Source organism: Brasilonema sennae CENA114, assembly GCF_006968745.1.
Taxonomy (GTDB): Bacteria; Cyanobacteriota; Cyanobacteriia; order Cyanobacteriales; family Nostocaceae; genus Brasilonema; species Brasilonema sennae.
Genome location: NZ_CP030118.1, coordinates 685,323 through 699,432 on the forward strand (window position 1 = coordinate 685,323; position 14,110 = coordinate 699,432).

Sequence of the window (14,110 nt, forward strand, 5' to 3'; positions counted from 1 at the left end):
CCAAAGGTTAATCCCTTGTAAAGGTATCCTCTGTTCGAGGGTGAAACAGCGCTGTGTTCTCAAAGCTGAGTGTAGTCTTTGCACTTCAATACTTTCGACTTCAATACGAGTTATAAAATTCGTAGTTTCTGATTCAACAGAAAATGAATGAGACTGACAAACTATAGCTATACAAAAATCCATAAGAGGCGATAAATGGAAATTGGTATTCCTAAAGAAACAAAAGACCTAGAGTTTCGAGTTGGCTTAAGTCCTTCTAGTGTGCGAGTCTTACAAGAAAATGGTCATAGAGTTTTCGTAGAGACTCAAGCCGGTATCGGGGCGGGATTTACAGATGATGACTACATTAGCGCTGGCGCGAAAATAGTCACCACCACTGACGAAGCTTGGAAGTGCGAACTTGTTGTCAAAGTAAAAGAGCCATTGTCTGCAGAGTATAAGTTTTTGCAGAAGGGGCAAATTTTGTTTACATATCTGCATTTAGCAGCTGACCGAAAGTTAACCGAACATCTGATTGATTGCGGTGTAACGGCGATCGCCTATGAAACTGTAGAACAACCAGGGAACAACAAATTACCTTTGCTGAGTCCCATGAGTATTATTGCAGGTCGGTTATCCGTACAATTTGGGGCAAGATTTCTAGAGCGTCAGCAAGGTGGTAGAGGAGTTTTGCTAGGCGGTGTACCTGGAGTTAAACCAGGCAAAGTCGTGATTCTAGGTGGCGGTGTTGTTGGTACAGAAGCGGCGAAAATTGCTGTGGGTATGGGCGCTGCTGTCCAAATTCTCGATGTTAATGTTGAGCGCCTCGCGTATCTGGAAACCTTGTTTGGTTCCAGAGTCGAACTGCTTTACAGCAACTCCGCCCATATTGAAGCTGCGCTCAAAGATGCCGACTTGCTCATCGGTGCTGTTTTAATACCAGGACGTAAAGCACCCATCCTTGTGTCCCGCAACTTAGTAAAACAAATGCATCCTGGTTCTGTGATAGTCGATGTTGCTGTTGATCAAGGCGGTTGCGTGGAAACTGTACACCCCACATCCCATACTCATCCTGTTTATCTCGAAGAGGGTGTGGTGCATTATGGTGTTCCTAACATGCCGGGGGCAGTACCTTGGACTTCAACCCAAGCATTAAATAACAGCACTTTACCCTATGTTTTGCAGTTAGCAAATTCAGGGATAAAAGCACTGACAAACAACCAAGCATTAGCCAAAGGTGTGAACGTACAAGACCATCGCTTAGTTCACCCTGCACTACAAGAGGTATTTTCTGACTTAGTCGTGTAGTTGGTTATGAGTTTAGTAGTCCCCTCTTGGTCTTCTTTTTCTTCCTCTTGTTCTGTCGTTTTCCCAGTACCCATGAGCGGTAGCTTCACAGTAAAAGTGGCTCCTTGTCCTAGTCCTGGACTTTCGGCATGAACGCTTCCCCGATGCATTTCCACCAGAGAACGTACAATTGCTAGTCCTAGTCCCAATCCACCTTGGTGTCTGGTGATGCTACCATCAGCTTGACGAAAGCGCTCAAAAACATAGGGAAGAAAATCTGGGCTGATACCACTACCTGTATCGCTCACCCGAATAAGTGCTAAGGAGCTTTTAGCCGCAGATGAGTGGTGTTGCTGAGGTTGAAGTGTTTCTGAGGAAGATTCAGCACTGAGTAACAATCGTACCTCTACTCTTCCGTCTTTCGGTGTGAACTTGAGGGCATTACTCAGTAAATTCCAAGCTATTTGCTGTAAGCGGTTTGGATCACCACAAACGACAAAAGAGGTGGAGGAGTTTGCAGTCCCCTCTGGGGATGAAGAGAGTGAGGGAAAATTTTCCCTATCTCCTATAGTGTTTCTTGTTGCCTCGTTCTGTGTGTTAGTGTGTTCAATAATATACTCAAGTTGAATATTTTTTTTATCAGCTTCTAAGCGTACGCTATCTACAACAGTTGCAATCACAGATGTTAAATTAAGTTGACAGAGATTGAGCTTTAGTTTGCCACGCATAATCCGTGAGACATCTAGAATATCGTCTATAAGTTGTGCCTGCAAAGTAGCGTTGCGTTCAATCGTTTCTAGAGCGCGTGTAATGGCTTTTTCATCCATCTTTCGCTGACGCAGCAGTTTAGACCAACCTAATATTGAAGTTAAAGGTGTACGAAGTTCATGGGAAAGAGTCGCTAAAAACTCATCTTTAAGGCGGTTTGCTGTTTCAGCTTCTTGTCGGGCTGCTTGTTCGCGGATGAAGTTAATGTGTTCTTCTTGTGCTTGTTTGCGCTCTGTAATATCTTCTATCGTGCCGATATATCCAATAACTTCGCTTTGATCCGAAAGCATCGCCGACGAGGACATATGAACCCAACGCTGAATTCCTGTCGAGGTGAGTATGCGAAATTCTGCTGTGTATTCCTGTCGTCGCTCTGATATATTATACCAATCAGCAATCACTCGCCCTCTATCTTCAGGATGAATTGTTTGTGTCCAACCCTCGCCTAAACTCTCCTCCAGTGTCATCCCATAGATAGCTTGATATCGTGGATTAATATAAGTGCATTTACCTAATGTATCTGTGAGAAAAATGCCTACAGGCGAGCAAGCACTCAAAGAGCGAAACATCTCTTCGCGCTTTCTCAGTTCGGTATTCATCTGTGCCAATTGTGCCGCTTGTCGCTTGACTTCGACAGTTTTTTGAAACAGATCAACAAATGCGGCTACCTTGGATTTTAAAATTTCTGCATGAATGGGTTTGAACAGGTAGTCTACAGCACCAACAGAATATCCTTTAAACACCATGTTATCACTCGTGCTAAATGCAGTCAAAAAAATAATTGGTGTATGGCGCGATCGCTCTCGCTGTCGAATTAGGGCAGCTGTCTCGAACCCATCCATGTCAGGCATTTGCACATCCAGCAGAATCACCGCGAAGTCCTGATTAAGCAAACATCGCAGTGCTTGTGCGCCGGATGTAGCCCTCACCACATTTTGACGCTGACTACCTAAAATCGCCTCTAAGGCTAATAAATTTTCTGGATGGTCATCTACCAACAAAACGTTAACTTTCGGTTCAAATGGCATTTCTATCTGTATGCTTTGGGAAATAGATGAAAACGTTTTCACGTCTTCCTATTGACTGTGACGTTTGCGCTTATTTTATTGACACTATCTTAAGTTAGAAATTTAGTTATTCCTTCTGACTGCAGTTAAGAGCTTTTTGTATGAAGAATTAGCCAAGGACTTTCTCAAAAATTACACATTTTAACTAAGTAAGGGGCAATATCTGCCAAAGGTAGAACTTTATCTGCAACTCCAGCGGCGATCGCCGCTTCAGGCATTATTGGACAAGCTGCTGTTGAAGGTTCCTGCACCACAGTTTTGCCGCCCCGTGCTTTAATTTTTCTCATCCCTTGCATTCCATCATGATTAGCTCCTGTCAAGAGAACTGCAATTAACCTTTCGGCATAAGTATCGGCTGCGGTTTCAAATAGCACATCTATTGACGGGCGTGCATAAGTCACAGCAGCATCCACACATAAGGAAAAGCTTGGCTCACGAACCGCATCACTTGTTACTTCTATCATCAAATGATAATCTGCTGGAGCTAGATATATGTAACCAGGCACAATTTCTTCTTTATCTTGCGGCTCGGTGACAACTAAAGCACTGTACTCCTGTAACGCGACTCTCAATTTATCATCTGAAGATTTGTGACGATGCTGAACAATAGCTACAGGTACTGGGAAGTTTTTTGGCAATCCAGCGAGTAAAACTTCAAGGGCTTCTAACCCTCCTAAGGATGTACCAATAGCAATGAATTGAATTGTCATGAGTCGTGAGTGATAACTCGTTAATAATTAGTAGTTTATGGCAATTATCAACAACTATCGAATTCTACGGTAAAACTTTTCTCCACCTTCTAATTGCTCATAGTCTTGTTCATGCGGAGTGAACTTCATTGTTTCCTGGCGTCCTAAACCCAAAATACCGAACTGAACAAGGCTTTCATGAAAAAGATTAAAGACTCGTTGTTGTAAAAATCTATTAAAGTAAATTAATACATTTCGACATAAAATAATGTTAAATTCGTTGAAAGAATTATCTATGACTAAATTATGTTGTGAAAAAATTATATTCTCTTTAAGATACGAAGAAAAAATAGCATGTTCATAGGCTGATGTATAATATTCGGAGAAAGCTTTTTTTCCACCTGCTTGCAAATAATTTTGAGTATAATATTGCATTGCATCTAATGGATAAATTCCAGCTTTCGCTTTTTTTAAAACCATCTCATTGATATCAGTTGCATACAATCTACAACGATGATAAAGTCCCTCTTCCTGGAGTAAAATTGCCAGAGAATAAACTTCTTCACCACTAGAACATCCCGCATGCCAAACGCGAATGAAAGGATAAGTTCGTAAGATTGGTACAACTTTTTTCCGAAACATCAAAAAAAAGTTGGGGTCACGAAACATAGTCGTTACATTAACCGAGAGGCTACACAGAAATCTCTCCATACATTCGGGATCATGGAGAACTTTTTCTTGCAGTCCAGAAATACTGGTTAAACTTTCGGCTCGAATAATTTTCCAAATTCGTCGTTTGAGTGAGGCTAAGGCATAATTCCTAAAATCAAATCCGTAATAACGATGTATGCCTTCTAATAACAATTGAATTTCAATATCTTCAAGCTGCTCTCTAAGCATATATAGGAATCCGGTTTGCTTTGTTCTAGTTGAGCTAGGGAACGCTTAACAGTGAACAATTGATCACTGGTAACTGGTAACTGATAACTGATAACTGATAACAGTGTACCTAACTGAGTAAAAATTCTATAGGATTTACATCGAATATCTTTTCTTTAAAATCATTATTATGATGATATAAAAAGCACGATATATAAATAACTAAAAAAGTGTATCAAATCAACAGAATAGCAAATAACTATGCGCTTTAGATTTTGGTTCAGTGAGATTTCAAGACACAGTTAATAATTTGAAATTTAACACAAACAACTCAGGAGTCATAACCCAGAATGAGGGCATGAATTCTGTGGAATGCTCGATTGAGTAAAGGGGTTTAAGGTGCGTTTCCCCTGCGGTTTCAATCCCCATTTAATGGATTCTGACTCGTGTAGAGTGCAAAAGCGCAGCCCATTCTGACTTGGTGAATTCTTTTTTAATTTTTTATTTTATCCCGGAGTAAGCCTAAACTTAAAACGAACATACTCACCAATAAAGTTACGCCTTGAGGTTCAGGGACTGAAGTTGATTTGGTTCCTCTTGTCACTGCATATATTTTACTTGCTGAAGGGTCTCCTTCATAAAATGTAGAGAATATAAAGTCTCCCGTCACCGGATCAATAGTTGCTCCCATCACTCCAGTTAGAGATGTTGGCGAGTGAAAGCCAAGTCCGGTGATAAAATTTCGACGGCTGTTGGCGATCGCATCTCCATTTCCATCTATCGTATAAGCAGAAACGCTGCTGTTATCATATTCTTCAATTACCAGACTATCTTCAAAAAACCCAGGATTTCCTGCTTTTACGTAGAAAAAACCATCCAGTCCACCATCAAGCTGAACACTTCTGGTGGGCGTAGCAATATCATATGTACCTGAGCTATCTGGAGTGATAGTTGTGTCATAAAAGATATTACTCGTATAAGAAGTAATTTTAAGCCGACCAGCTCCAGCAAATCCTTCAGGGACAAAGTTTAATGCACCAGTGGAAGCAGCAAAGCCAAGAGTGTTTAGATCAATTTGTTTATTAGGACTACTGCTACCAGGCTTTATTTGACCAATGCTGTTGTCAGGATAGGAGGTATAGAACAACACATCAGCTTTGGGGCTATAAGCTAAACCAGCATCAATTCCTCCTGTGCTGATTCCGGGGGCTTGTGTCAAAAAGGATGGGATACCAAAACCAGTGATGTGGTTGTTACTCTCACGGCTGACTTCAACTGCATAAATTCCTGCATCCGGGGTATCAGCCAAACCGCTGATTAACAGCGTATTGGGTTCTCCTGGCTGAAATGTTATTCCACCATAAGCAGGTGGAATTTGTTCGATAGAACCAAGATCTGTTATTGAATAAAAATTAGAGAAATCTGACCCCAGTTTTGGTGTCACTGTTGCTTCCACCGCTTGACTTATTACTGCAAACGCAAGGAACACTCCTCCTGCAGCAGCCATGAAGAAATTTCTCATACACAGTTCTTTCTAAGTAGCAATACTTTATACTACTTTTTTTAACTATGTTTGTCAGTAATATTATTTATATCAGGGAACAGGCGTGTGATTGTCTCGTGGTGTTGGAACCTCACCCTGCCCTATCGGGCATCCCTCTCCTTAGCAAGGAGAGGTAAAGATTTTAGCGCCTATTCAAGCGAGGGTGAGGTTTCGCTAGAAATGTGTATACACGATAGCCCCGCGAGTTCGGGGAGGGTTGGGGAGGGGTCTGATCCATGTGTTGCATTTTTTTCAACTATCTCACTGCAGCACAGTTACTAGTAGGTGCTGGTTGCTCACGTTGTGGACCAGTTTTGGTGGGATCATAACCTACCAGCACTACCTGACCTTTTTCGTTATATATCCAACCTCGGGCTGGTATTATCTGTTTGACAGGTGGCTTTTGAGATGGTTGCTTTTGTGTTGCAGTTGTTGAACTCACGGTACTTGTCACAGGCTTAATTAAATCAACCCGCACATTATTACTACTGAGGATTTTATTTGGATCAGTTGGAAGTCCGCCACGTCCGGTGATAGTGAAACTGCTACCAAAACCTTTTACACAGGGATTTTGAGCAACCCGCTGTGCGGGGTCGATGACAGTTTCTGATAATTCAAACAACCCACGAGTGGGGTCAATATCTGGGGTGATAATGTTGATAGTTCCATTTAAGGATGGGTTTTGTTGCGAAAATGCGGTTATGTCACTTTCAGGCGTTGATTGGGAGCGAGGCTGGATTCCAAACACACCTTGAGTTATGATTGTGATGTTTCCACCGCTACCGCTGAAAGCATTGGCAGTGATATCACTATTTTCACTAGGGAAGGCGACGATTAATGGAGAGTTAATTGTGATGTTGCCGCCATTTCCACCAGCACCAATAGTACCTGCACTGGTGGAGATATTACTGTTGCGGCGTAAGAGTAATAAGTCTCCGACTCCTAAAGTGATGTCGCCACCGTTACCTGATTTGGTTGTAGCTGTGATACTTCCTTGATTGTCTAAGTTGATAGAGTTTGCGTTGATTTCTAAGTTACCTGCGGGCTTTGTGTTGTCACTCCTCACGGTTACCGTACCACCATCCCTGACAATCAACTTTGGAGTTTCAATGCTCACGCTTCCGCCACTACCTGTGCTTGTTGAGGTCGCTGCGGCACTAATTTGACTCTCGGATGTGTCGTTATAAAACCTACCGTTTGGATTAAGTAATTTACCAGAGACTTCTACAGATTCCTTGGCACGAATTACCAATGTACCTGCATTGCCGTCACCTTCAGTACTTGTTGATACTCTCGCTCCATCTCTGACTCGCAAGCGGTCAGTTTCAATCGTCACACTTCCTCCAAAGCCTTTGGGTGGAGTTCTCGTTTGATCTTCGTCTACTTGAACACCTGCAAATATACCTCCGGGGAAGAAGTTCGCATTAGCTGTTTCATAGACATCGATATCTGAGGCGCGAATCAATAAATTGCCAGCATCACCTTTACCAAAGGTAGCAACTTGCACTTTAGCGCCATCACTGACACTTAAACGGTTGGTTTCAATAGTCAGATTACCGCCTTTACCCTCACCTTGTAAGTTGATCTGAGAAAACAAGCCAGCAGGATTCCTAATTGGCTCATTAGGATTATTTGAGTTGATTGAAAAGACTTTTCCGCTCAGTTCTACTGAGTCGGAAGCACGAACAGTAAGATTGCCACCTTCTCCTTTGCCAGAATTCACAGCACCTACTTGGGCGTTTCTAACAACCAACTTTTTCGTCTCGATGGTTAAGTCTCCACCCTTTCCTATGCCTCCTGTTTGTACACTAGCATCCAGAAAACTGGTTTCTCCAGGTTGTCCTGTGCCTAAAACTTCTACTAAATCATTGGCTTTAATGAATAAGTTGCCAGCTTTTCCATTGTCTTGACCATACGTACTCGTTGACACTACAGATCCATTTTTGTTGCTAAAGCTTCCTGTATCGATAGTTATGTCTCCACCGTTTCCTCGTCCGCCATTGCTGGCAGTCAGTAGAGCGCCATCAGTTAAAGAAACTGACCCCGTGGATCCCGTTGAAATTTGAATCTTGCTGCCATCGCCTATTGACCCAGGCTCTACATCCGTAAAAATACCAGTGATGCCAGTATTTGTACCTGTAAATGAAACAGAGTCCGTAGCTTTTATAGATACAATACCAGGATCTCCCTCAGCATTGGAATATAAGCCAGCTTGCAGTTGAGATCTCTCGGTTAAGGAAACTGTCCTGCCTTCGATTTGAATATTGCCAACTTTGCCTTTGGCTGGTTGTCTCTGACTATTTCCGATATTGCTTAAGATCAAGCTTCTGTTCGCAAGGGAGACAGTATCTTTTGCTTCTACCCTGATATTGCCAGCATTACCCTGCCCAGCATTGCTAGCTTGCACAAAGCCATCACTTAAAGAAACCGACTCTGCTTTAATATTGATGTTGCCGCTATTGCCCGTTCCTCCAAATGGCACAAAGTTGTAAATGCTACTTCCAGAGAGTTTCACTGACCCTGTAGCATCGATGTCAACATTTCCCGCCTGACTACCAACTAACCCGAAACCTTGTCTTATTCCCGCATACAAGCCACTTCCTCCGGAAATATCTAAATTTCGGGCGTTGACTGCTATACTACCCCCTCCACCAGCACGTACATCCAGAAAAGCTTCATTAGTAAGCGATACATCCGCTCTTTGCACTCCCACAGGAAAACTCAAGCTTCCATCACCATTGAGTCCCACCGTCCCGGCTGCAGATAAGCCTCCTAACTCAACTCGTCCTCCGAGTGCACGCAGAAAAGAACCATCTAAGTTGACATTACCACCTACCAATGCTAAAGAATTTCCAGGGTTTACCTGAAGAATAGGATATTCAGTTGTCGTGGATTTTGTGGTGATATTTTGGGGATTATCCCGAAATCCCAAGCCAATCGGAACATTTATAGTTAACAGTGGCGGTGCTTGCGGATTGGTTGCACTAAACTCAAGCCCATTGTCGAATAGGAAACTATTCGCCGTAGTCCCCAAAAATGAACCACCAATATTCAAACTGGCATTTGGTCCAAAAATAATCCCTGCTGGATTGAGTAAAAATAAGTTAGCTGGGTTAAGTGTCCTTATCAAACCGTCAATATTAGAAACAGAACCACCTGTCACCCGACTGATAATGTTTTGTATATTTGCTGCATTGTTGAAGGTTGCCGAACCACCATTAGGAACAGAAAATTCTTTGAAGCTGTGAAAAAGGTTTGTTCCTCTTGTTGTTCCGTCATTGATGTTGAAATTTTTGCCATCAGGAGTGACGATAACTGTGGTGGATGCAGTTCCATCAGAAGTCACTTGTTGGGCTGTGACGGTGTTTATAGAAGTCAAACCCCCAATGGCGCATAGGGGTGAAGTGATAAAAAAGAGCCAATACGCTTTAAGGATGCTACGCAATGCTCCAAAGGAGTCAACCCAAGAGGGCGAACGCCAATTATGTTTCATAAATTTTAAATAGTTGTTTCTCTTCTCAAAAGGATTCTAATGGAGAAGGTGTTTCTTAAGAAATCAAAGTTAACTATTTAACACAATTAGCAGGCTTGAGGAGGACAACAAGGGGAGGAGAGGATAAGGGTGAAAATGTCAAGCATAAGGACTGGTGGTAGCTTCAAAAATTTGTTGTGCAGTTAAGTTTAACTCTGAAAATGTTAGAGACTGAATGCGCTCATCACCCCGAAACTGATTAACCTGGTACTCACCTTCAACTAGGTTGTAAATAGAGATGGTTGGTTGTTTGGGATTACCGATAAACTTCCTCGCGCCGAGAGCAAGATAGTCTATAATCCAGTATTCAGGAATGCCAATTTGTTCATAATCAGCCAATTTTTTATAGTAATCATCACGCCAGTTTGTACTAACAACTTCGACAACTAAAGGAATTGATGCGGCTTGAATAACGGTTGATTCCTTTTTCCACAGAGGTTCATTTACCAAATTAGAACGGTTTAGTATCAGCACATCTGGTGAATAAGCTGATTCATTTTCAGGTGGTTTGACTAGCACGGTTTTGGGGATGCCATAGGCTAGATTGAGGCGACTATATTCCAAAGTGAGTTTCTCAACTAAGAATAGGATAATTTCCTCATGTTCTCCTAGTGGTTGCGGCATTTTAACAATAACTCCATCATGCAGTTCATAACGCCCATCCTCTGGTTTCCACTTTGCAAATTCTTCAAATGTTACTAGTTTGCGTAAGGGTTGAGTCATTTTTCTCTCCCGTTCGTTCTCTTGTCAGGATACTCATTAGAGGATTTTGTTGCCAATCTCGATTAGCAAGCTTTGTGCGATCGCCTAGATTATATCTTGCACCATTCTCGATAACCTCAAGGTGGGCACTGCCGAAAACGTAAGAATAGGAGTTTGGTGCAAACGGTAAGCAGTGCCCACCCTACAGAAATTACTGGACGGACGAGATTGCTCGAAGATGTCAAAAAAATATCATTTCACACTCGCAACTTCTCGATTCAAAACTTGATTTAACTTCCCGCTACGATAACCTTCCAAATCTAATGTCACGTAAAGAAAACCAAACTCTTGAAATGCAGAAACAATTGATTGCAAATCAGTTTTTAAAACAAACTCTTTGATTTGTTGTGGCGGTAATTCAATTCGTGCTGTATCTCCCTCAGAACGTACCCGCAAATTCTGGTAACCCAACTTGCGTAAATAAATTTCTGCCCTACCGACTCGTTGTAACTTAGCAACGGTAATCTCTTCGCCGTAGGGAAAGCGTGAACTCAGACATGGTTGCGCAGGTTTCTCCCACCAAGGTAAACCGAGTTCTTGGGAAATTTGGCGGACTTGCGCTTTGGTGATACCGATTTCTGCTAAGGGCGATCGCGCACCTCTTTCTTTTGCAGCCTGAATTCCTGGGCGATAATCATGTAAGTCATCAGCGTTGACTCCATCCACCACATACGGATAACCCAATTCAATCGCTAAGGGTTTGAGGGTGTCGTGCAGTTCACTTTTGCAAAAGTAACAGCGGTTCACAGGGTTGGAAGTGTAATTGGGATTTTCCATCTCATGTGTTTGAATAATTTGATGACGAATCCCAATCGTCGCTGCTTGCAAGGAGGCGTCTTCCAACTCTTCGCTTAACAGTGAGGGAGACATAGCTGTGACAGCCAAAGCGCGATCGCCTAAAACATCATAAGCCACCTTGGCAACCAAAGTGCTATCCACTCCGCCAGAGTAAGCTATCAAAGCCTGCTCCATTTCTACAAACAATGCTTTTAATTTTTCAAGTTTTTCTGTTAGCATCATCTCCAATCTTGTCCAAATGATATCGCCCTCCATCAATTCCATTTTAGGTGGGCGATAAAGGAATAAGGGAAAAAGATACAGCAGTTACCAGTTACCAGTTACCAGTTACCAGTTACCAGCGATCAGTTATCAGTTGTCACTGTTCACTGTTAAGCGTTCCGTATTCCCTGTTAAGCGTTCCCTGTTAAGCGTTCCCTATTTCCTGCTATACAAGTTATGAATTTTAGATGTCAAAACTATGAATGCACAATTCGCTCAATTAATTGTTAACGGTATTGCTTTGGGTAGCATTATTGCTTTAGCATCTGTCGGACTTACTCTCACCTACGGAATTTTACGGTTATCTAACTTTGCTCACGGTGACTTTTTAACGTTGGGAGCTTATTTGACGCTGCTTGTTAATAGCTTTGGTGTTAATATTTGGCTGTCTATGGTAATAGCTGCAATTGGCACAGTAGCAGCAATGCTGTTGTCGGAAAAGTTGCTATGGTCTCATATGCGTTCTATCCGTGCTACTTCCACCACTCTTATTATTATCTCTATCGGGCTTGCCTTATTTCTTCGTAATGGCATTATCCTTATCTGGGGCGGTAGTAACAAAACTTACGATTTGCCCGTGGTTCCGGCTATGGATATTCTGGGTGTGAGAGTACCCCAAAATCAATTGTTGGTTTTGTTCCTAGCTGTTGCAGCAATTGTTGCATTACACTACATTTTACAAAACACCAAAATCGGCAAGGGAATGCGAGCAGTTGCCGACGATTTAGATTTAGCTCGGGTTTCTGGTATTAATGTAGACAAAATTATTTTATGGACTTGGGTGATTGCTGGTACTCTGACATCCTTGGGTGGAAGTATGTACGGCTTAATTGGAGCCGTGCGACCAAATATGGGATGGTATTTGATTTTACCTTTATTTGCCTCAGTGATTTTAGGAGGAATTGGCAACCCTTACGGTGCGATCGCAGGAGCTTTTATCATTGGTATTGCCCAAGAAACGAGTACTGTATTGCTGGGTGCTCAGTATAAACAAGGCGTAGCACTGTTGCTCATGATTTTAGTGTTGCTTGTTCGTCCCAAAGGTTTGTTCAAAGGTACGATTTGAGAAATTAAGTAGCGATCATGAACGCAACCCGCGTGTTACCTCACCCTGGCTTTGGCTTACGCCAAAACCTCCCCTCTCCTTTATAAGGAGAGGGGTGCCCGATAGCGTAGCGTGCCGTTAGGCATAGGGCGGGGTGAGGTTAAATCAAGACCGAATCAAAGCACTTAAACATTCTACATATCTTAATTGGTGTACGGAATTTCTGACGACTACTTAATACCCATCAATCCAACCCGCGTGTTACCTCACCCCGGCTTTGGCTTACGCCAAAACCTCCCCTCTCCTTATAAAGGAGAGGGGTGCCCGATAGCGTAGCGTGCCGTTGCATAGGGACTCGGTGAAGGTCTCCCGCCCAGGACGTTCTTCTTCCAAAGCTCGCCCAGGCTATAGTCCTCAAGCCACTCCTGCAAATCGTGCTTATTCAGCCTGCGAAGCAATGATTTCCCTTGTTGATCGCGGTCTACAACAATCACATCACTTGCATCAAATTCATTCAGCAGTTCTACGGATTGGGTTGAAACAATCACCTGTTTGGTAGTGGTACGTATCAATGATGCCAGGACAGTGGTAGCATACGGGTGGAGACCCAGTTCTGGCTCATCAACTAGAATTGTTTCAGGTTGAAGCTCTTCCGGTTGCAGGAAAACGATTGCCAGACACATGAAACGCAATGTGCCATCCGAAAGCAAATGTGCCTTAAATGGAACATCCTGCCCCTGCTCAAACCATTCCAGTTCAATAACCTCCTTATTTTGTGGGGAAGGACGCAGGTAAAAGTCTCGAAAGAAAGGGGCAACAAGTCGGATAGTTTTAACGATTTTCTGATAAGATGCTGGGTAGCCGTCACGCAACAGATACAGAAAGGATGCAAGATTACGGGCATCAGGACGCAGGTAAGCATTGTCATTGATACCGTGCGGCTGTTTTATATAAGCACTGTCGCTGGTGTCATGAAAATGGTACACTCGCCACTGCTGCATGGCAGATAAAACATATTCGTTAATTCCTGTCCCGGTATCGACAAAAGCCTTTGTCTCGAAATGCCCTTTACCTATTTCACGTTCACCACTCATGTTCCACCAGAAGGATTCCCTGGCGAACATCAGGCGATTGTCCTGGGTTGGTTCTAGCGTAGCGAAGTACCCGTTATTGCCGAAGTATAACTGAAACTCCAATTGTTCCGTTGTTTTTCGCCCAAAGTGTAATAGCGCATCGGGACTGCCCTGGCGGCTGACAAAAACTTGCAGGTTTTGGTCAACCAACTGCTGTATCATACGGAAAAAGCCAATAAAATTGGATTTTCCCGCCCCATTAGCTCCAATCAAAACGTTAAGCCTGGAGAGTTCAAGGTCACACTCAGCAATAGACTTGAAACCTTTTAAAACTATTCTCGACAGTTGTTTGTCACTGTTCGTCCCCGTCATGGAAGAATCTCCCAATACCCAGGCTTTTTATCTGCTGGCTTCACGATTCCACCTG

General features: G+C 42.8%; 10 protein-coding genes. 2 read left to right on the forward strand and 8 right to left on the reverse strand.

What is annotated here, in order from left to right; translation table 11 throughout:
• Positions 1-195: 195 nt before the first annotated feature.
• Complete coding sequence (ald, locus tag DP114_RS02850; RefSeq protein WP_171975395.1) at positions 196-1,287, forward strand: alanine dehydrogenase; 1,092 nt, start codon at positions 196-198, stop codon at positions 1,285-1,287.
• Here ald and DP114_RS02855 read toward each other — a convergent pair.
• The 7 genes from DP114_RS02855 to larE form a co-directional block, all read right to left on the reverse strand.
• The gene (locus DP114_RS02855; RefSeq protein WP_171978103.1) at positions 1,245-3,062 is read right to left on the reverse strand and encodes a hybrid sensor histidine kinase/response regulator; all 1,818 of its coding nucleotides are present in this window, start codon (positions 3,060-3,062) and stop codon (positions 1,245-1,247) included. The genes ald and DP114_RS02855 overlap by 43 nt on opposite strands.
• Positions 3,063-3,226: 164 nt before the next feature.
• Entirely contained in the window at positions 3,227-3,811 is a 585-nt protein-coding gene (locus tag DP114_RS02860; RefSeq protein WP_169263030.1) for a chemotaxis protein CheB, read from the reverse strand.
• Between the two features lie 54 nt (positions 3,812-3,865).
• Entirely contained in the window at positions 3,866-4,690 is an 825-nt protein-coding gene (locus DP114_RS02865) for a CheR family methyltransferase (protein ID WP_171975396.1), read from the reverse strand.
• A 472-nt stretch (positions 4,691-5,162) separates the two neighbouring features.
• Positions 5,163-6,191, reverse strand: coding sequence for a hypothetical protein (locus DP114_RS02870; protein ID WP_171975397.1), 1,029 nt, complete (start codon positions 6,189-6,191; stop codon positions 5,163-5,165).
• 277 nt (positions 6,192-6,468) lie between these two features.
• The gene (locus tag DP114_RS02875) at positions 6,469-9,705 is read right to left on the reverse strand and encodes a two-partner secretion domain-containing protein (RefSeq protein ID WP_171975398.1); all 3,237 of its coding nucleotides are present in this window, start codon (positions 9,703-9,705) and stop codon (positions 6,469-6,471) included.
• A gap of 138 nt (positions 9,706-9,843) precedes the next feature.
• Positions 9,844-10,467: a Uma2 family endonuclease gene (locus DP114_RS02880; protein ID WP_171975399.1), complete on the reverse strand. Its 624-nt coding sequence runs from the start codon at positions 10,465-10,467 to the stop codon at positions 9,844-9,846.
• Between the two features lie 231 nt (positions 10,468-10,698).
• Entirely contained in the window at positions 10,699-11,526 is an 828-nt protein-coding gene (larE, locus tag DP114_RS02885; protein WP_171978104.1) for an ATP-dependent sacrificial sulfur transferase LarE, read from the reverse strand.
• A gap of 238 nt (positions 11,527-11,764) precedes the next feature.
• Here larE and DP114_RS02890 point away from each other — a divergent pair, with 238 nt between their 5' ends.
• Complete coding sequence (locus DP114_RS02890) at positions 11,765-12,631, forward strand: branched-chain amino acid ABC transporter permease (protein WP_171975400.1); 867 nt, start codon at positions 11,765-11,767, stop codon at positions 12,629-12,631.
• A 284-nt stretch (positions 12,632-12,915) separates the two neighbouring features.
• On the opposite strand, the gene DP114_RS02895 is transcribed toward DP114_RS02890, so the two are convergent.
• Positions 12,916-14,055 carry an AAA family ATPase gene (locus DP114_RS02895; protein WP_171975401.1) on the reverse strand — a complete coding sequence of 380 codons (1,140 nt, stop codon included), beginning with the start codon at positions 14,053-14,055 and terminating at the stop codon, positions 12,916-12,918.
• Positions 14,056-14,110: the final 55 nt, after the last annotated feature.

What these genes read in the sequence shown, in the direction of transcription:
- ald (WP_171975395.1), top strand. Translation starts at nt 196, where the DNA reads ATGGAAATTGGTATTCCTAAAGAAACAAAAGACCTAGAGTTTCGAGTT.
- DP114_RS02855 (WP_171978103.1), bottom strand. Translation starts at nt 3,062, where the DNA reads ATGCCATTTGAACCGAAAGTTAACGTTTTGTTGGTAGATGACCATCCA.
- DP114_RS02860 (WP_169263030.1), bottom strand. Translation starts at nt 3,811, where the DNA reads ATGACAATTCAATTCATTGCTATTGGTACATCCTTAGGAGGGTTAGAA.
- DP114_RS02865 (WP_171975396.1), bottom strand. Translation starts at nt 4,690, where the DNA reads ATGCTTAGAGAGCAGCTTGAAGATATTGAAATTCAATTGTTATTAGAA.
- DP114_RS02870 (WP_171975397.1), bottom strand. Translation starts at nt 6,191, where the DNA reads ATGAGAAATTTCTTCATGGCTGCTGCAGGAGGAGTGTTCCTTGCGTTT.
- DP114_RS02875 (WP_171975398.1), bottom strand. Translation starts at nt 9,705, where the DNA reads ATGAAACATAATTGGCGTTCGCCCTCTTGGGTTGACTCCTTTGGAGCA.
- DP114_RS02880 (WP_171975399.1), bottom strand. Translation starts at nt 10,467, where the DNA reads ATGACTCAACCCTTACGCAAACTAGTAACATTTGAAGAATTTGCAAAG.
- larE (WP_171978104.1), bottom strand. Translation starts at nt 11,526, where the DNA reads ATGATGCTAACAGAAAAACTTGAAAAATTAAAAGCATTGTTTGTAGAA.
- DP114_RS02890 (WP_171975400.1), top strand. Translation starts at nt 11,765, where the DNA reads ATGAATGCACAATTCGCTCAATTAATTGTTAACGGTATTGCTTTGGGT.
- DP114_RS02895 (WP_171975401.1), bottom strand. Translation starts at nt 14,055, where the DNA reads ATGACGGGGACGAACAGTGACAAACAACTGTCGAGAATAGTTTTAAAA.